This window comes from Siminovitchia sp. FSL H7-0308, from assembly GCF_037980985.1.
Taxonomy (GTDB): Bacteria; Bacillota; Bacilli; order Bacillales; family Bacillaceae_C; genus Siminovitchia; species Siminovitchia thermophila.
Window position 1 is genome coordinate 3,184,993 of the sequence record NZ_CP150282.1, and the last position, 17,979, is coordinate 3,202,971.

At 44.4% G+C, this 17,979-nt stretch carries 12 protein-coding genes and 2 pseudogenes; 1 reads left to right on the forward strand and 13 read right to left on the reverse strand.

The window, feature by feature from the left end; genetic code table 11:
* Nucleotides 1–605 precede the first annotated feature (605 nt).
* The 11 genes and pseudogenes from MHB50_RS15090 to solA form a co-directional block, all read right to left on the reverse strand.
* The gene (locus MHB50_RS15090; protein WP_340084105.1) at nt 606–1,943 is read right to left on the reverse strand and encodes an aspartate aminotransferase family protein; all 1,338 of its coding nucleotides are present in this window, start codon (nt 1,941–1,943) and stop codon (nt 606–608) included.
* Between the two features lie 27 nt (nt 1,944–1,970).
* Nucleotides 1,971–3,512 (reverse strand): BCCT family transporter, encoded by a 1,542-nt coding sequence (locus MHB50_RS15095; protein WP_340084106.1) that lies wholly within the window; start codon nt 3,510–3,512, stop codon nt 1,971–1,973.
* A gap of 30 nt (nt 3,513–3,542) precedes the next feature.
* The gene (locus MHB50_RS15100) at nt 3,543–4,991 is read right to left on the reverse strand and encodes an aldehyde dehydrogenase family protein (protein WP_340084107.1); all 1,449 of its coding nucleotides are present in this window, start codon (nt 4,989–4,991) and stop codon (nt 3,543–3,545) included.
* A gap of 18 nt (nt 4,992–5,009) precedes the next feature.
* On the reverse strand, nt 5,010–6,218 hold the full coding sequence (locus MHB50_RS15105) for an amidohydrolase (protein WP_340084108.1): 1,209 nt from the start codon (nt 6,216–6,218) through the stop codon (nt 5,010–5,012).
* Between the two features lie 21 nt (nt 6,219–6,239).
* Nucleotides 6,240–7,247 (reverse strand): cyclodeaminase, encoded by a 1,008-nt coding sequence (locus MHB50_RS15110; protein ID WP_340084109.1) that lies wholly within the window; start codon nt 7,245–7,247, stop codon nt 6,240–6,242.
* 12 nt (nt 7,248–7,259) lie between these two features.
* Entirely contained in the window at nt 7,260–8,453 is a 1,194-nt protein-coding gene (locus tag MHB50_RS15115; RefSeq protein ID WP_171973973.1) for a M24 family metallopeptidase, read from the reverse strand.
* Nucleotides 8,454–9,159: 706 nt separating this feature from the next.
* Nucleotides 9,160–10,347: a M24 family metallopeptidase gene (locus MHB50_RS15120; RefSeq protein WP_171973970.1), complete on the reverse strand. Its 1,188-nt coding sequence runs from the start codon at nt 10,345–10,347 to the stop codon at nt 9,160–9,162.
* A 32-nt stretch (nt 10,348–10,379) separates the two neighbouring features.
* Nucleotides 10,380–11,143, reverse strand: a pseudogene (gene ehuA / locus MHB50_RS15125) (ectoine/hydroxyectoine ABC transporter ATP-binding protein EhuA).
* Nucleotides 11,144–11,536: 393 nt separating this feature from the next.
* Nucleotides 11,537–13,231 (reverse strand): PucR family transcriptional regulator, encoded by a 1,695-nt coding sequence (locus MHB50_RS15130; RefSeq protein WP_077111931.1) that lies wholly within the window; start codon nt 13,229–13,231, stop codon nt 11,537–11,539.
* Between the two features lie 40 nt (nt 13,232–13,271).
* Nucleotides 13,272–14,252: a hydroxyectoine utilization dehydratase EutB gene (gene eutB / locus MHB50_RS15135; protein WP_340085351.1), complete on the reverse strand. Its 981-nt coding sequence runs from the start codon at nt 14,250–14,252 to the stop codon at nt 13,272–13,274.
* A gap of 227 nt (nt 14,253–14,479) precedes the next feature.
* Nucleotides 14,480–15,610, reverse strand: coding sequence for an N-methyl-L-tryptophan oxidase (gene solA / locus MHB50_RS15140; protein ID WP_077111932.1), 1,131 nt, complete (start codon nt 15,608–15,610; stop codon nt 14,480–14,482).
* A 204-nt stretch (nt 15,611–15,814) separates the two neighbouring features.
* Here solA and MHB50_RS15145 point away from each other — a divergent pair.
* A pseudogene (locus MHB50_RS15145) lies at nt 15,815–16,060 on the forward strand (AAA family ATPase); the annotation flags it as partial.
* A 450-nt stretch (nt 16,061–16,510) separates the two neighbouring features.
* On the opposite strand, the gene MHB50_RS15150 reads toward MHB50_RS15145, so the two are convergent.
* Together MHB50_RS15150 and MHB50_RS15155 are read right to left on the reverse strand one after the other, a co-directional pair.
* On the reverse strand, nt 16,511–17,140 hold the full coding sequence (locus tag MHB50_RS15150) for a nucleotidyltransferase family protein (RefSeq protein ID WP_077111935.1): 630 nt from the start codon (nt 17,138–17,140) through the stop codon (nt 16,511–16,513).
* A 14-nt stretch (nt 17,141–17,154) separates the two neighbouring features.
* Nucleotides 17,155–17,979: an XdhC family protein gene (locus MHB50_RS15155; RefSeq protein ID WP_236016991.1), complete on the reverse strand. Its 825-nt coding sequence runs from the start codon at nt 17,977–17,979 to the stop codon at nt 17,155–17,157.

The window sequence follows — 17,979 nt, forward strand, 5'->3', positions numbered from 1 at the left end:
TTGTATTGGTTTCGCTACCTCCCAATGATTGTCATGTACTCGCCACTTCTGAGACATTACTAGCTACTTTTTGTATTTACTCGCGACTTCCAAGTGATAAATTTTGCATTATGATCACCACTTACCGGAATACTTCATACTTTTTTCGTTTTACTCGCCAATTCACGAAGATGACTTGCCTCTTTTGCAATTGCAATTTCAAGTGATAAGCAACTTGGATCTGCATCACCACTTACCAGCGGCTACTGGCCAATTGCGCATTTTACTCACAACTTCCTGAAGTTACGCCATTACTCGCTACTTACCGGAATTACTTGCCAAATTGCCATTACTCGCCAATTTCCTGAGTTACTATCCGCTTTTGCATTTTACTCGCCAATTCACGGAGTTACTAGCCAATTTAGCAATTTACTCGCCAATTTCCTGGGTTACTATCCGCTTTTGCATTTTACTCGCCAATTCATGGAGATTACTCGCCAATTGCGCAATTTACTCGCCACTTCCTAGAGATACCTTTCCGCCTCTTTACAAATGGCAAGTCCGCCGCCAAGTCGGCAGCGGATTGTTTAACATGGCAACTTATTTTTGAACCGCACCATCTTTCCTTATCGTTCCTTCTTCACTTCTGCAATGGAATCGTCGATGATGGCGATGATGGTTCCCACTTCTTCTTTTGTGATACAGAATGGCGGCGCAAATGCCAATGTATCTTGACCTCCATAAACAATGCTTCGGCCCAGAAGTCCCCTGTCAAGCGCTTTGGCGACGACTTTTGCGGAAACCGGTTCGGCATACCGTTCTTTTGTTTCCACATTTTTGAAAAATTCTATGGCGCCAAGCAAGCCGGCTCCCCGGCGGTTCCCCAAGTTGTCATGCTTCTCTTCCAGGTATTTGAGCCCTTTTTGCAACTCGGCTCCCATGTTGCGGACATTTTCAACCATGTTTTCATTTTCAATGATTTCCAAGTTTTTCAGGGCAACGGCACAGCACATCGGGTGTCCGCTGTAAGTGTAGCCATGCCAGAAGTTGCCTGCGTAGTTTTCCATCAATTCTTTTTTGATTTTGTCGGAAATGACCATTCCGCCGATGGGCGCATATCCGCTTGAAATCCCCTTTGCCATACAAATAATGTCCGGAACGACACCAAACAAATCCATGCCGAACTTCTCGCCTGTTCTCCCAAAGCCACAAATGACTTCGTCCGCAATGAATAAAATATCATGTTTATCACACATTTCACGAACTTCTTTAAAATAGTCCTTTGGCGGCAGATTGACCCCGCCGGACCCCTGGATCGGCTCGGAAATGAAGGCCGCGATACTTTCTGCTCCCTCTTCTTCAATCAGCGCTCGCAACGACTCAATGGATGAATCAACATAAAGGAAGCCTTGTGCCAAGGAAGTGGTAAACTCCCTGAACGGCTCAATTCCCGTTGCGCTTGTCGATCCCATCGCAACCCCATGATAAGAAAGTCTGCGGGAAATAATTTTTGTCTTATTTGGCTGGCCTTTCACTTTCCAATAATGGCGAGCCGTTTTAAATGCCGTATCGTTTGATTCCGATCCTCCGGAAGTAAAAAAGGTGGTGTTCAAATCACCCGGTGTCCATTCCGCCACCTTTTTCGCCAGTTCGATGACAGGTTCATGGCTGTTTCCTCCGAAAGTGGAGCTAAAAGCAAGTTTTGACATTTGCTCTGCCGCCGCCTGGCCCAGCTCCGCTCTTCCATGCCCGATGTTGACATTCCAAAGAGATGATAAGCTGTCAATCAATTTTCTGCCTCTGATGTCTTTTAAATAAATGCCTTCTCCTTCTGTAAAAATAAAACCCGGTCCATTTTCCACATGCTGTCTAATAGAAGTGGACGGATGCAAAAAGTGTTTTTTGTCTAATTCCGCGAGTTCCGTAAATTTTATTTTCGCTTCATTTTTCATTTGTAAAGCCATGTTGTATTCCTCCTATGAATTTTATATTTATTGAGCCTTTCTTTTTCTGACAAATTCAGGTATCGATTCCGCTGTAATATTCGGTCTATGATCTTCCTTAATTGTTTTGATCAGTGAATAGGTGATCAAAAGCAAGATGACTGTAAAAGGCAGCGCTGTCACGAGGGAAGCTGTCTGCAGTCCTTGAAGCCCACTGCTCTTGATAAGTACAACGACGATTGCCGCCATGAGTACACCCCATATCACTTTTACCACCATCGAAGGGTTTAAGTTTCCTTTGGAAGTCATCATGCCTAATATAAAAGCGGCTGAATCGGCAGATGTCACTAAAAAAGTAACAATCAGTACGATAAAAATAAGAGATAACAGCGTACTCATTGGAAAATGTTCAAAAGTGGCAAATAAGGCACTTGTCACGTCGGTTTGGACAGCCGCGGCAATATTCGCATTTTGAAATAGATCCATGTGGATGGCTGTTCCGCCAAATACGCCGATCCAGACAATGGCGATGAATGGGGGCACGATCAATACACCAAAAATGAATTCGCGAATGGTTCTCCCTTTTGAAATTCGAGCAATAAAAGCCCCGACAAAAGGCGACCAAGCGATTACCCACGCCCAATAGGCGACAGTCCACTCTTTTGTCCACATTCCGTTGTCATAAGGAGAAATGCCCAAACTCATTCCGAAAAAGTGTTGAATGTAGTCCCCTATACCGAGTACTAAGCCATCCAGTATAAAACGGGTGGGTCCCAAAATCAGGACAATAATGATCAGCCCCAAGGCCAAACTTAAATTCAATGTGCTTAGCCATTTAATCCCTTTATCAAGACCCGTTACGGCAGAAGTAAGGTACATGACGAGCAAAAGCGCCGTAATGATCATCAGGTTGACATTATTTTGCGAAATGGAAAATACGTAATCGAGACCGCCGTTAATTTGCAAAATCCCCATGCCCAAGGAAGTCGCCACGCCCATCACCGTGGCGATGACCGCCAGTATATTAATTGCTTTATGGATTCCCTTTTTTACCGTCAGCGGCTTCAATATCGTGCTTATTTCGCCACTTTTCCCTTTGCGGAATTGAAAATAAGCCAAAGCAAGCCCGACGATTGTAAAAACAGACCATTGATGTACACCCCAATTAAAGAAAGAGTATTGCATGGCGACCCTGGCTGATTCGGGCGTCTTTCCCTCAACAGGGAGGGGGCTGTCTACGAAGTGGTTCATCGGCTCGGCGATTCCCCAAAAGACAAGCCCCGCTCCAAAACCACAGCTAAATAACATGCCGATCCATGTATAAAAAGGATAATCCGGCTTTTCATCATCCTTTCCGAGCCTTATCTTTCCGTATTTGCTGACGGCCAGAACAAAGAGAAAAACGACGATAAACAAGACAGACAATAGATAGAACCATCCAAATGAATTTGTCATAAATTCATAGGCTGTATTAGCCGCATTTGCCAGACTTCCCGGATTGATCGCTCCCCATAAAACAGCCAAAAAAACAATGACCGATGAAGTCCAGAAAGTGCTATTCATGAAACTCGAGTTTTGTTTATTGTTCATATATGACTCCTCTGTTCATTCTCTAATCCTTTACTTGATTCCAAGTCTGAAACTGACAACCTTTGGTTCTGTCATGTCTTGAATGGCATATTTAACTCCCTCACGCCCGAGCCCCGAACCTTTCACACCGCCAAACGGCATCCCATCAATTCGGTAGTCACTACTGTCATTGATCATGACTCCGCCCACATTCAGCCGATGGATTACCTGAAATGCCTTATCGATATCCTTTGTAAAAACCCCGGCTTGAAGACCGTAATGGACGTTGTTGGCTTTATTGATGGCTTCTTCCACGTCATCGACTGCATATAGTAATGCGACGGGGCCAAATATTTCTTCTTGGGCAATGGTGCAATGTTCCGGCACGTTTTCGATTACTGTGGGGGAGTAAAAAGGCCCATTGCGTTCGCCCCCAATTAAGAGATTTGCCCCCGCTGCGACAGCTTCTTTTACCCAGTTTTCCACGCGGATTGCTTCTTTTTCGTGTATGAGAGGGCCCATGTCCGTCGCTTCAAGCCCTTTATCACCCACTTTATATTTGGCGGTCTCAACAATGAACTGTTCTTTAAACGATTCATATGCTTCTTGTTCAACGTACATTCTTTGCACACCGATACAATTTTGTCCGGCTGCGGAAAATGCTCCCGAAACACAGGCCCTAGCGGCTTCTTCGATATTCGCATCTTGCAAAATGATCGCCGGAGAGTTGGAACCAAGCTCCATGCTTAATTTTTTCAAACCTGCTTTGCGCGCGATCCGCTCCCCTGTTTCCAATCCTCCTGTGAAAGAAATCATGCGTATGGCCGGATGCGTCACAAGCACATCTCCTATTTCTCTTCCAGTTCCTGTTACTACAGATAATATTTTCGGCGGAAGACCCGCATAATCGAAGGCCTTCGCCAGCAACAACGCGCTTAAAGGAGTCACCGTTGCCGGTTTTACAATAATGGCATTTCCCGAGGCGATTGCCGGCCCTACTTTATGGGCGACCAAATTTAAAGGATCGTTGAACGGTGTAATGGCTCCAATGATTCCAATTGGGAAACGATAATAATAGCCGACACGGTTTTCACCTGTTTCCGATTGATCAAAGGGAATGGTTTCTCCTTGAACCCGCCTGGCTTCTTCGGCGCTCAACCTCAATGTTTGGATACAACGCTTCACTTCATTTCTCGCTTCCCGGATTGTTTTGCTTCCTTCTTGTGAAATCGTGACAGCATATGCTTCACTTCGGTGTTCAATATAATCCGCCGCCCGGTTTAAAATGCTCATCCTCATGTGGACAGGCAATCCCTCCGCTACTTTTGCCCCTTCTTTTGCTTCTTCAATGGCGAATAACATCTCTTCCTTCGTAGCGGCGGGAACGGTTGTAATCAGAGCATTATCCTGAGGATTAAGAACATCTATCGTCTTTTCGCTTCCAATCCATTTCCCGGCGAGATACATTTCCCGCCCCAGCACTTTTGTCGACAATTCCATCACGCCTTTCCGGATGTTTTAACAATCTATTTTTCCTGCCAATAAACGGATGGCCGTTTCGGTTAAAATGGAAGCCCCGATTTCAAGGCATTGTTCATCAATATCAAAAATATTTGTATGAAGATCACGGTTTTTTCCGTCCTCCAGCGCACATCCTAGAAAAAACATCGAACCCGGCACTTTTTCCGTCATGTATCCGAAGTCTTCCCCGCCCATGCCAAAAGGAGCTTTTACCACCTTCATATCCGGATATAAGTCTTTCGCCACTTTCGTTAGCAGACTGTTAATGCGAGGATCATTTTTCAAGGCGGGCTCTCCCTTCTCTAAAGTGAAGGAATACCTCCCTCCTAATGATTCCGCTATTTTAAAAACATTTTCCACCTCCCGCCCAAGCTTCTCCCTTGTATCAGGTGAATACGTACGAATCGTCCCTGTAATCTCCACCTCTTGAGGAATGATATTGCTTGCGGTTCCAGTGTGAATTTTTCCAATGCTTGCAGCCGCGGTTTCCAAAGGAGATGTCCTTCTGGAAATCAATCCGTAAAAAGATGGAAGGATGGCCCCCAGCATCCATATGGGATCTTTTGTAAGATGAGGATATCCTCCATGCCCGCCTTCCCCGATGATTTTCGCTTGGAAGACATCGACATTTGCCATGCTAAATCCATCATTTACTTGGATAACCCCTGGGGGTTGCCACGGACATACATGGAGTGCCAATATCGTTTCCACATGATCCAATGCTCCTTCTTGAATCATCCTTGAAGCACCTGACAATCCCTCATGATCGGTATCTTCCTCAGCCGGCTGAAATATCAATCTCACTGTTCCTGTCACTTTTCCTTGCTTAAAAAGATTGGAAAATATGGTGGCCACACCGAGTAAAATCGCTGTATGGGCATCATGCCCGCAAGCATGCATCACGCCTTTTCGTTTAGACCTATACTCATGTTCATTTATCTCATCAATCGGAAGGGCGTCCATATCAGCGCGCAAAGCGATGACTGGTCCGCTACCTGATGAGATTGTTCCCACTACTCCGGTTTTAGCTACTCCCGTTTCAATGGCAACATTGCCCAACTCTTTTAGCTTCTCGCAAACAAATGCAGCCGTATCATGTTCCTGAAAACTCAATTCAGGATACTGATGAAGGTGGCGGCGCCAATCTCTCATTTTTGCTGCTGCCGCCTTTGCTTCGCTAACAATCGAAGTTTGACCAGTTGTCATCCCTAATCCCCCAAACGCTTTTTATGTGAAATGATGAGATTTTTTGTTGTAAATCTCCAGCCCAATCTCTCCATTTTCTATTAAAAATTGATAGGCATATAACGCAATCGCCGTATCTTGCGCACCCGTTCCAGTCAGGTCGCATACCGTGATTTCTTTATCATGTAGTCTTCCCGCCATTTTTCCCGCCGTCACTTCCCCAAGCTCGATTACGGGAGCATTTGAAGAGAGATAACCTTGCGCAATGGCATGGCGCAATTCTCCGAGCCTTGCACACTGCGCTTTCGTATCGCACACATATCTGTCGGCTATTTTCGGAATGTTTGCCGCCAATTCTTGCTTTTCTTCAGCGTCGGAACCCATTGCTGTAATATGCAGTCCAGGATGAAGCCAATCCACCTGGATAATCGGTTGTTTGGCAGGTGTTGTCGTTACGACAATTTCGCTGTTTCGCACGACTGCTTCCGCTGTTTCCGCCAATTGGATGTCGACTTGTAAAATGTCCTCCATTTCATCCTTGAACTTTCGGGCATTTTCCCGGGAACGCCCAAAAACGATGATCCGTTCAAAATCCCTGACAAGTTGTAACGCTTTCATTTGATAACGGGCTTGTGCTCCGGTCCCTATCACCCCAACCGTCTTTACGCGCTCTTTTGCTAAATACTTTGAAGCGATCGCTCCGGCGGCAGCCGTCCTAATCTCCGTTAGATAGCCGTTATCCAAAAGCAAGGCCTTCGGTTCGCCGGTGACGGCACTGATCAACATCATCAATCCGTTGGCACTCGGAAGCCCGAGCTGATCATTATTGAAAAATCCGGATGATACTTTTAAGGCAAACAAATCTTTTCCTGGAATATAAGCTGTTTTTACGTCCACTTCCCCGTTGTTTTCTTTAACGTCTACTCTCATGATGGGCGGCATAATCACTTCTTTTGTCGCCAGTTGTGTGAAAGCATCCTCAACGACAGGTAGCACCTGTTCATTTAACGTGACAAATTGTTTGATTTCGCTTTCCGTAAAAATATGCATGGTTTTCACCACCTAACTGATAATCGTTAAGTCCAAATCCTCTTTTACAATGAGCTCCCTGCGATAATTCGCCAGCACTTCACAACCATTCTCCGTTACCCGGAACGACTCGCTGATTTCAATGCCGTAATCATCAAACCATAGGCCCGGAATTAAATGAAAAGTCATATTGGGCTGAAGGACGGTCAGATCTCCCCGTCTGATGCTAGCCGTATGCTCCCCCCAATCCGGCGGGTAATTTAAGCCCATCGAATAACCGACCCGGGATTCTTTTTCAATGCCATATTTTTGAATGACATTTGTCCAAGCCATCTCCACTTCTTCGCAAGTCACCCCCGGCTTTACCGCATCCAACGCTGTATTTAAACCTTCAATAACGATTTTCGATACTTCCAATGCTTCTTCACTTGGCTGGCCAATCGAGACAGTCCTGGCAAGCGGAGAGTGGTAGCGCTGATGACACCCGGCCAATTCAATAATGACCATTTCACCGTATTGATATTGTCGATCGGTCCATGTTAAATGCGGTGTCGATGTATTTTCTCCCGAAGGGAGCAACGGAACAATGGATGGATAATCTCCTCCAAATTCGGGTGTTCCCGTGATTAACTCTTTATAAATTTGCGCGACCACATCACATTCCCGGACACCTTCGGCAATGTGGGCAACAGCGGTATCCATCCCTCTTTCAACAATTTTCGCCGCGCGTTTTATATATTCAATTTCCTGTTCCGATTTGATGATGCGAATATGGTTTACAAGCAAGCTCGCGTCCACAAAAGTGGCGTTCGGGAGGCTCTGCTTGAGACGCTCATAAGCCAGCGCCGAGAAATAGTAAGATTCCATTTCGAGTCCGATTCTTCGGTTTGACTGGCCGATTTGGTGCAATATATCAGCGACAAATTCCATAGGATGCTTTTCTGAATGAATGTATGTGTCAGGATAAGGAATAATGTTACTTTCAAACAACCAAGTCGTAGCCCTGGCTCCGTTAGCATCCATATGCCTGCCAATCCAAATGGGCTGTTCCTCGTCAACTATCACGGCCAAAACTTGATCAACATAAAAAGACCACCCGTTATAACCTGATAAATAGTTCATATTTGCGGGATTTGTAATGAGCAATACATCGATTCCTTTTTTCAACATTTTTTTCTTTGTTTTCATCAGCCTGTTTTGATATTCTTGATGACTGAATGCCAACATATAAACGCCTCCTTTATGAAAGTGCTTTCAAAGCTGTAATCTCATTATAAAATGACGGTTATCGGAAAAACATCGTTCATTTTGTATGAACTTTTCGTCCCCGCTTTTATACAATTTTTCCAAGTTGACATGATCAAAAAAGGAGCGTCCTTATAGATAGAACACGAAACTTGTTGCATTTTACTCGTGAGACAGATTCCGAAAAAGCGCGAGCCCGTTTCTCTCTTGCCACCATGAAAGTCGTTTGCCATTAAGCGAAAACGCCGTTTCTCAGTCAACATTCGGCAGTGAGTTCTTTACAAGGCAAAAAGCGGGAGCCAACGCCATTCGACTGATTTCATTAAAGGGCAAAAATGAGAAACAGTTCCATTCACCCTATTCGTTACAAGGAAAAATATAGAAATCAGTCACCATTCGCCACAATCGTTATAGGGCAAAAAATGGAGATCAGTCGCCATTCACCAAAATCGTTATAGGGCAAAAAATGGAGATCAGTCGCCATTCGCCACAATCGTTACTGGAAAAAACGCGATCCATCACCATTCGCCAAAATCGTTACTGGAAAAAAACGGGCCGCAACATCTATTCAACCCTGTTCGCTACAAAAGCTGCGAAATGGCTCGACCTCTGTTTGTCGATAAAATGAAATCGGATTAGCTGTAAAAAGGCTGCCGCGGGCATTGCACAACCTCATAAAATTTTACAGTTACGCCAGCCGAATGTTTGGCCGGACAAACAATTCACGTGGAAAATCGGCGAGTACTTCACATCCGGTTTCTGTTACTCTGAATGACTCGCTAATTTCTATTCCGATGTGGTCGAGCCAAATCCCGGGAATCATATGAAACGTCATATTCGGCCTTAATATCGTATGGTCACTCGGTCTGAGGCTTGCTGTATGCTCTCCCCAATCCGGCGGATAATTAAGCCCGATAGAATACCCGATTCTGGATTCTTTTTTGATGCCGCTCTTTTCAATTGCCTTGCGCCATACAAGCTCCACTTCTTCGCAAGTCATTCCCGGTTTTACGGCATCCAAAGCCATATTGATGCCTTCAATGACAATGTTGGCGATATATTGCATCTGATCAGTCGGCTTTCCCACAACAACCGTTCTCGCCAATGGTGAATGATATCTTTTATAGCATCCTGCCAATTCAATGATCACCGGATCGCCATTTTGCAAAACATCGTCTGTCCACGTAAGGTGGCAAGCAGAGGTTTTTTCTCCTGTCGGCAGCAGAGGGACAATCGAAGGATAGTCGCCGCCGAAATCTTCCGTTCCACTGATTTGCGCATGGGAGATCGCGGCTGCGACATCGCTTTGCCGAACTCCCTCCCAAATCGAATCAACACCCGTTCGCATCGCTTTTTCCGCAATTTTAGCCGCTTTTTTAATATACTCAATTTCTTGTTCTGATTTAATAATCCGCACCCAATTCACCAAGTTTGTGGCATCCTTAAAAATCGCATTTGGGAGCCCGGCGGTAAGCTGAATATAGTTTTTGGCGGTAAAATAATACGCATCAAATTCAACACCCATGACACGATTATCTTGCTTTTTCTTCTGCAAAACTCCCGCAACAAAATCCATAGGATGTTTTACATCCGATTGTACGTAGTCATCTTCGTAAGGAATGATATGATCCTCATCCAACCACGTCGTATGTTTGGCCGCGCTGGCGTCTTGTCCACGCCCAATCCAGAAAGGCTGTTCCTCATCAATCATGACAACAAGCATTTGATGGACATAAAAAGACCAAGCGTTATATCCGGTGAGGTAACATATATTCGCCGGATCTGTCACAAGCAAGAGATCCATCCCTTCAGCCTGCATCCTTTGTTTTGTTTTCCTGATCCTTTCTTGATACTCCAACATGTTAAACGATAACAAATCAATCCCTTCTTTCCATATATGATGTTGTTTTAAAACCCGTTTCTAAACCGTTTTAAAAACAATTGCAGCCGTTCCGTCTCCGGATTTTCCAGCACTTCTTCCGGCGACCCTTGCTCAACAATGTTCCCCTGGTCGATAAACACGACGCGATCGGATATTTCACGGGCAAAATCCATTTCGTGTGTAACGAGAATCATCGTCATATTGCTCGTTTTCGCAATGTCTTTGATCGTCTTTAACACTTCTCCGACCAGTTCCGGGTCCAGAGCCGAGGTCACTTCATCAAAGAGCATTACCTTTGGCTCCATGACGAGTGCCCGGGCAATGGCCACACGCTGTTGCTGGCCTCCCGATAACTGCGCCGGATATTTATCGACATGGTCTTTCAATCCGACTTTCTCCAGCATCTCAAGCGCCCGCTCCACCGCTTCCTGCTTCGGCACGCCAAGCACATGAATCGGCGCCTCGGTAACGTTCCTTAATATCGTCATATGCGGGAAGAGGTTGTACTGTTGAAAGACCATTCCGATTTTTCCCGCGCACTTTCCGCAAATGTTTCTTATCCGGGTACTAGTCTTCCGTTGACTTCCTTGTGCCAAAGCGGCTCTCCGTCCACTTCAATCACTCCGGATATCGGTTCCTCCAACGTCATGAGCATCCGGATAATCGTCGTTTTACCCGAACCGCTCGGACCGATAATCGTGATCTTTTCCCCCGGTTTGATATGAAGGTCAATTCCTTTTAACACTTCCGTTTCCCCGAACGATTTGCGGATAGCCTGATAAGAAACCATCGGGCGTTCTGGCGGATGATCTTGGATGGCTCCCGGGGCCGGATCGTCCCCAACGGCTTTTTTCAATACGGTCATTTCAGGCTCACTCCTTTCGTGGCATGGTGTTTGCCGCCTGCCCTTTTCAGCAGTACAGTACTAAAAAGATGTCAAGTACCGGCGCTCCCGTATCATCATGCCGGTGAAGATTTATGATGAATTTTGTCTTTATATGTAATTGTAAGTGCTTTCATTAGCCTTCATTATAAATAGTCGAAATGTAAAAAACATTATAAAATTTGTATGAACTTCATGGGCGTGTCTTTATACAATTTGATGAAAAGAACGCCATCGCCTAGTCCGTATGGCGTTCAGTATGAAAAAATCAGACAGGTCGAAAGCCTGTCTGATGAAAAGTCAGAGTGCAAGACGGTCTTTGTTTTCATTCATCCCGCTCATCCATATTTTAATACTGAAATCAAGCAAAAACATATCATCCGGATTCGTTAAAGAAAGATTTGTCAGTGATTCAATTTTTCGAAGTCTGTACAATAAAGATTGGCGGTGTAGATTTAACACGCGGGCAGCCTGGCTTACATTGCCGGAATTTTCGTTGTAAGCAATGAACGTGTTAATTAAATCCATTTCTCTTTTTTGATCATATTTGATTAATGGGGACAATGTGGAAGTGGCAATTTCACGTACTTCCTCGTTTTTGGATAAATGTAAAATAAGGCGGCTGATCCTTGTGTTGTCAAAGTGGTAGCGCTTTCCAATTCCTTTTTGTTTTCTTCCCACTTCCAAGGCGGAAAGCGCCTTCTGATAACTTCTGTAAAATGCCATTTTTCCATCTTGATGTTTTCCAATGCCCCACGAGATCACAAGCCCCGGCAACAATTTATTGAGTCTTCTCTCCACATGATCCAGAAATTGATTCATCGTCCCGTTGGAGGTGGATGGAGATGCGAATTCAGTTGTCTCCAGAAATATAACAAGTTTATCCACTTCTTGGGCATACATGACTTCCCGATGAACCGATTGCCCGGCATCAGCCAATTCACTCTCAATATACGTCATCATACTTTCAAACCATGAATGCTTCGTTTCATGGCTCGTCCCGCCATCTTTATAAAAAAGAGTATCTAAATTTTCCGGATAACCAATAATACACTCATATTTTAAATCGATATGAAAACCAAGACTCTTAGCCTTCTCTCGCAACGTTTTCTCCTCGGGCTCTTCTTCCGTCGTTAATGAGATGACAAATTCATTCTGCAAGAGACTTTTATTTTCGACAATGGCGGACTCACTCGTCAGCCACAATGCAGAAACCATTACCGCCTGTTCGATAATATTGACTTCCCTTAGTTTTATTTTATATGTTGATGAAGCAACGATAAAAAAATCCCCTTGCTCTTGTTCACTAGATTGAATTTTCATATGAAACAACTGAACTTCTTTTCCCTTTCCCCTACGTAATTTTGAAAAAATCGGGTGATGCGATTCTTCAGCTGCAAGATTTCGTTCCATACTTCTCCATAGACGGCGAACATGGTGAATATTGGCTGAACCTGCGATCACATGCCCTTTACGATTCATGACAATCACCGGCAGGCCTAATTCCTTCTCCACGACAGTGATGATTTCCGCAAAGGGCTTCTTTGTTAAAAACATTTCAATCAATTGTTGCTGAAATTCCTTCAATCTGATCAATTCATCGTGTTGAATATTGTTAATGGCGCTTGTCACTTCATGTATGATGTCTGCAAACCGAATTTCCCACGGCAAATCCACAATGACAAAATCTTTCATCTCTGCAAACTGGGTAATTTCTTCCGGTATTTTATTAATATAGTGGCCGGTAGCAATGGCCAAAGCGGATGCGCCTGACTCATACACATCTTTGCAAAATTCAAAGAAAGATTGCATATTCATATAACAGCCGATGCCCGTCGTTAAAACGAGTTCATTTTCTCTCACGAAATTTTCCACGGGACTTTCAATGACAGATACCCATTCTACTAGTTTCTTACCGACGACACCTTCACCAGTAATCACCTTGGCGGTCTCAAAAATTGGAAATTTCAATACATCTTCCAGTGACAGATTCAATGTTCACCCTCCCCCATGATGCGATGTAACCCAATGTGCGTTATTTTCGTTGATAGTCTTGAATCACTTTTGAAATAACAGAGAGGTCTACATTATTTCCAGTTATAATCATTCCTGCTTTCATGCCTGTTACATCTATTTTTCTATTTAGCAGCGCGGCAACTCCGGTAGCGGCAGCCCCCTCTACAATCATCCGGTGTTCATCCGCCATAAAGCCCATGGCTTCGGCTATTTCTTCTTCAGATACGAGCACAAAATCATCGACGAGCTGTTTGACAATCTCAAATGTGTACGTATTGTCCAGCCCAATTCCCCCAAGCAAACTATCCGCAAGAGTGGGTTGTTCCTTTAAGATAACAGGCTTTCCTGCCCGGATGCTCTCAAACATGACAGGAGAACGCTCCATTGATACACCAATCGTTTTAATTTTCGGATTATATAATTTTAAAGCGGTTGCAACGCCGGCAAACAAGCCTCCCCCTGATATCGGGATGACAACAACATCAATGTCTGGCTCTTCTGCTGCCATTTCAAGGCCAATCGTTCCTTGTCCGGCGATTATAGCGGAATCATCAAAAGGTTTAATCACCGTCAAACCATATTTTTCCTCTAACTCATAACAATATGTTTCCGCATCATCTTGCCCTTCCCCGACAATTTCAACATGAGCCCCCATCCGGCGAATGGCATCCACTTTTGCTTTTGGAACACGATTGGATATGCAAACGGTTGCAGAAATCCCCCTTTTTTTAGCGACATAGGCGACAGCCAATCCATGGTTTCCTGTCGAAAACGTCGCAACTCCGCGCTTTTGTTCTTCATTTGACAATTGTAATATTTTATTGGCGGCACCCCTTACTTTAAAAGCACCAATTTCATGGAAGTTTTCAAGCTTCAAATAAACAGAGGAGCCGTATTGTTCCGATAGTTGAATGGATTGGAAAAATGGTGTGGGTTTTACTACTTGATAGACGCGTTTCTTTGCTTCTAAGATCAGTTGGAGTGTCATCTGTTTTCTCATTGAAGTTTGATCCAATCTGATTCCCTCCCTACAAATACAGAATGTTGTCTGGAATATTACTAATACTATCACAAGAAGTTTAATATATATAAGCTCATTTTAAACGGGAATATGTGGAGGTCATTGAATTCAATCAGGCGGTAGCTCCTTTCATACCCCTTTGATTCATATCCTGCCGATCGGAGGTTTGCGTCTCACTCCCAACCTCTCCGGATAAAAGAGGGTGCTCACACCCCCATTCTGCTGATTGAAAAGCCGGACAGATCGAAGCCTGTCTTCTTCCCCGCAGCCATTTCGCTTAATATTTCTCCTATAACACTCGCAAATTTGAATCCGTGTCCCGAAAATCCGCATGCCACTAAAATATGTTCACTCCCGGGAAGGCTGTCAATGATAAAGTCCGTATCAAGCGTGTTTGTATATGTACATGTTTTTCCTTGCTTATGGGGCATCTTTTGAGAGAGCATGCGTTGGGCAAACTCACTTACATCTTGTTCATCTTCAGGAAAAGCGCCAAATGCAGCCAATGCCTCATCCGGCAGAATCGGCCGGCCTCCATCATGGCGTCCTATTTTTACTCCGGAGCCGTGAACGCTCGGAAAACCATAGTATACCCCATCCGCCAAATCGAACGTAAAGCCCGGAAATTGTCCTGTCCGATACAGATGTTCATCCGAATGAAACCAAGAAAATGTTTTTCTGACAAGTTGCAGCGGTAATTGAAGATCCAAGTGTCTCAACACCGCATTCGTCCCTTTTCCAGCAGAAACAATCAGTTTTTCAGAACGGAATGTTTCTGTATTTGTGCGAACGGTAACATGAGAGTTTGTCGTTTCGATTGACTGAATGCGGGTATTCTTACGAATCTCTGCCCCTCTTTGAATAGCCAGATCACGGTAGGCTCGTACACATTTTTCACTCATCAATACGCCGGATTCATTTTCGAAGCATCCTATTAATCCATCAGGAATTTGAAATCCGGTCCATCTTTGGTTGACTTCCCGTGCCGATAGGACTTCCAGTGGAAGTGAATATTTCTTCGCGCTGTCGATGACATTTTGGACGAATAGCGAATCCGGCAAACCAACGTTCAACACGCCCGTTTTAAGGAAAAGCGTTTCGCCTGATTCTTTTTCCAATTGTCCCCATAGCTCCTGCGCGCGAAGTGCCATGGGAACATAACTCTCGCCTTCTCCATACGCATGGCGGATCAGCCTCGTTTCACCGTGATGCGCCCCTTCTGTATGAGGAGGATCATTGGCATCAACCAATAATACTTTTACTCCCTTGTTTGCGAGCTGAAATCCCGCAGCCATTCCCATTGAACCCGCACCTATAATAATAACCTCGTAGTCCATCAATCATTTCTCCTTTCTAACCGATTATATCTGTTTATACATTATTTTCGGGATTCTCATAACGTTTTCTAGTCTTATTACTTTCAAATGTGAAATGGTAGACGCCAAGTTTTTCCCCAGTTTCAAAAACTTCCAATCGCCCCATCATTTTTGAGCATGGTAAGCCATTCCATACATTGATAGATTGATACCGCAAGTGACTCCATGTTTTTAAAAAGACTTGCACTGCTACATGGTCATATTCCATCTTGTAGTGATGAAAAATCTGCACATTTCTTGTTCGAGTGAATGGGATGGGAAAATCAATATTGTTGGAAGCGATTGCTGAAAAACATGAATTTCGTGCTGGCGGGAGATGTCCATGACTTTAAGTCAGCTCTCGGCGAATATTTAAAGCTTTCTTGGCTTCTTAAAATGACGAACGGTTTCTTTCAACGAGCAGAATCTTTTGTAAGGGCAAGCCCCATATTTTTGGGCCGTTTTCACGTATAAAGACCATTTGGAAGTTGCCATCCATACGTAGGAAGCCGACTTTCGCTCCATAAATTGATTCTTTTAACGGCTTTTTTGCGTGCCTGCTGAATTGTATAATAGCCGGACACCGCTCACAATAAAGATGGGAAAAAGTTTCAACCGTTTTCTATTCAGACACTTTGCTTTTGATACTGATGGCTGATCCAGATGGTTGGCTTGTTACATCACCTGCCAAAGCCCGCATGATCGACGAACTTCCCGATGGCTCGCCATTAGGCTGAACATTGATTGTAACGAACAGAGATGGTCTACGATGAAAATTGGCTTTAGAATACCATTCCACAAAAATCAAATAGTTCCCCCATTCATCTACACGCATTTATTTCATTTTGCCAAACATTCCACTATTCGGCAAACAGTTGTTATTCAGCCGTCCTCATCAAGGTCACCCTGTTTCAAAGCCTGTCTGTAGTCATCACGGGTATCAATATCTTTTACAATTCCCGAATCATGTACAAAGAGTTCTCTTTTCACCTTGATCATGTTTAGGAGAGCTCTGCCTCCTTGATCACCATCCAGAACCTCCAAGACGGCGTCGCGGAGATGACCGAAAAACACGGGATGTCCTCCTGTCTTTTGATAAACGGGCCGCATGACGAAAGGTTCCGAACTACATTTCAGCAGCCTTGCACCTTCATGAAATACGAAGCTGGTTGTATATTGGGAGATAAAGGGCAGGTCACCCAAAAAGACCATCACGCCCGGACCGTCTGTACTTATATGCTGAACTCCGGCTCTCAGACTTGAGCCTTGACCACTCCCATATTGTTTATTTTCGACCCATTTGAAGCGGGAGTCCCGTATATGAATAGTCCTTTTTATTTTATCGGCTTCATGGCCAATGACGGTGATCACTTCTGAAAAAGGATGATACAGCACCTTGTGAATGACATGGGACAACAAGGGCCGATCACCCCAATCAAGCAATTGTTTTGGCCGTCCCATTCGTGAAGAAGTTCCAGCCGCTAAAATAATGGCGCTGATTGAATCTTTCATTTGCTCTCCTTTTGTTACAATCTATTGATCATTTTTGAGGTACGGTGAATGTGAGGGGAATCTTGTAAAAAACCACCGGAATGGCCATTTTTAACCGCGATGATTTCAGCTAAAATGCTGATGGCAATCTCTTCAGGTGTCTCGGAGCCAATATCGAGACCAACCGGACTGTGCATCCGTTTCAGTGTCTCTTTTGCAAAAACATGCCCTTCTTCTTGCAACACCCGCAACATCCGCTCCCGTCTCCTTTTGGGACCGAGCACACCAATATATGGAGAGGGTGAGGGCAAGACAAATTTCAACGTCTCTTGATCCCTTTCCAGATGATGGTTCATCACAATTATATAAGTGCGATCCGTTATCCTAACTTGATCGGACACTTTACCTGCATCCGCCACAATTCTCTTTGCACCCGGAAATCTTTCCTCGCTATTATAGTAAGGTCTTGGATCGACTACAGTTGTTTTCCAACCAACAGATAAAGCATACCGGGCGACTGGAATGGCATCATGTCCAGCCCCAAAAATCATGATTTCAGACCGGGGAACGTATACATCCAAAAAAATGGGAAGTTCCCGGCCATCCGATAAAGAAATGATTACCGTTTCCGATTTGGGATTTCTTTGCTTTAACTTTTTCTTTGCCAACTCTATGATTTGCGTCTGCGCCTCCCCAACACCAAGACATCCAGCTAAAACTCCTTCCGGCGAAATGAATAAACGCCTTGAGCCGCCTTTAGAGGAAAAAGGAGCGGACATATCCAAACTGGTCGCGAGCACACAAGGTTTTTCGTCATTGATAAAAGCCAGCCAACGATCAAAAGCAGATGAATGATTCAA

Excerpts from the sequence above, each read along its gene's own strand:
- eutB (WP_340085351.1), bottom strand. The coding sequence starts at position 14,252 with ATGAGAAAACAGATGACACTCCAACTGATCTTAGAAGCAAAGAAACGC.
- MHB50_RS15150 (WP_077111935.1), bottom strand. The coding sequence starts at position 17,140 with ATGAAAGATTCAATCAGCGCCATTATTTTAGCGGCTGGAACTTCTTCA.
- MHB50_RS15100 (WP_340084107.1), bottom strand. The coding sequence starts at position 4,991 with ATGGAATTGTCGACAAAAGTGCTGGGGCGGGAAATGTATCTCGCCGGG.
- MHB50_RS15105 (WP_340084108.1), bottom strand. The coding sequence starts at position 6,218 with ATGACAACTGGTCAAACTTCGATTGTTAGCGAAGCAAAGGCGGCAGCA.
- MHB50_RS15090 (WP_340084105.1), bottom strand. The coding sequence starts at position 1,943 with ATGGCTTTACAAATGAAAAATGAAGCGAAAATAAAATTTACGGAACTC.
- MHB50_RS15095 (WP_340084106.1), bottom strand. The coding sequence starts at position 3,512 with ATGAACAATAAACAAAACTCGAGTTTCATGAATAGCACTTTCTGGACT.
- MHB50_RS15110 (WP_340084109.1), bottom strand. The coding sequence starts at position 7,247 with ATGCATATTTTTACGGAAAGCGAAATCAAACAATTTGTCACGTTAAAT.
- solA (WP_077111932.1), bottom strand. The coding sequence starts at position 15,610 with ATGGACTACGAGGTTATTATTATAGGTGCGGGTTCAATGGGAATGGCT.
- MHB50_RS15115 (WP_171973973.1), bottom strand. The coding sequence starts at position 8,453 with ATGTTGGCATTCAGTCATCAAGAATATCAAAACAGGCTGATGAAAACA.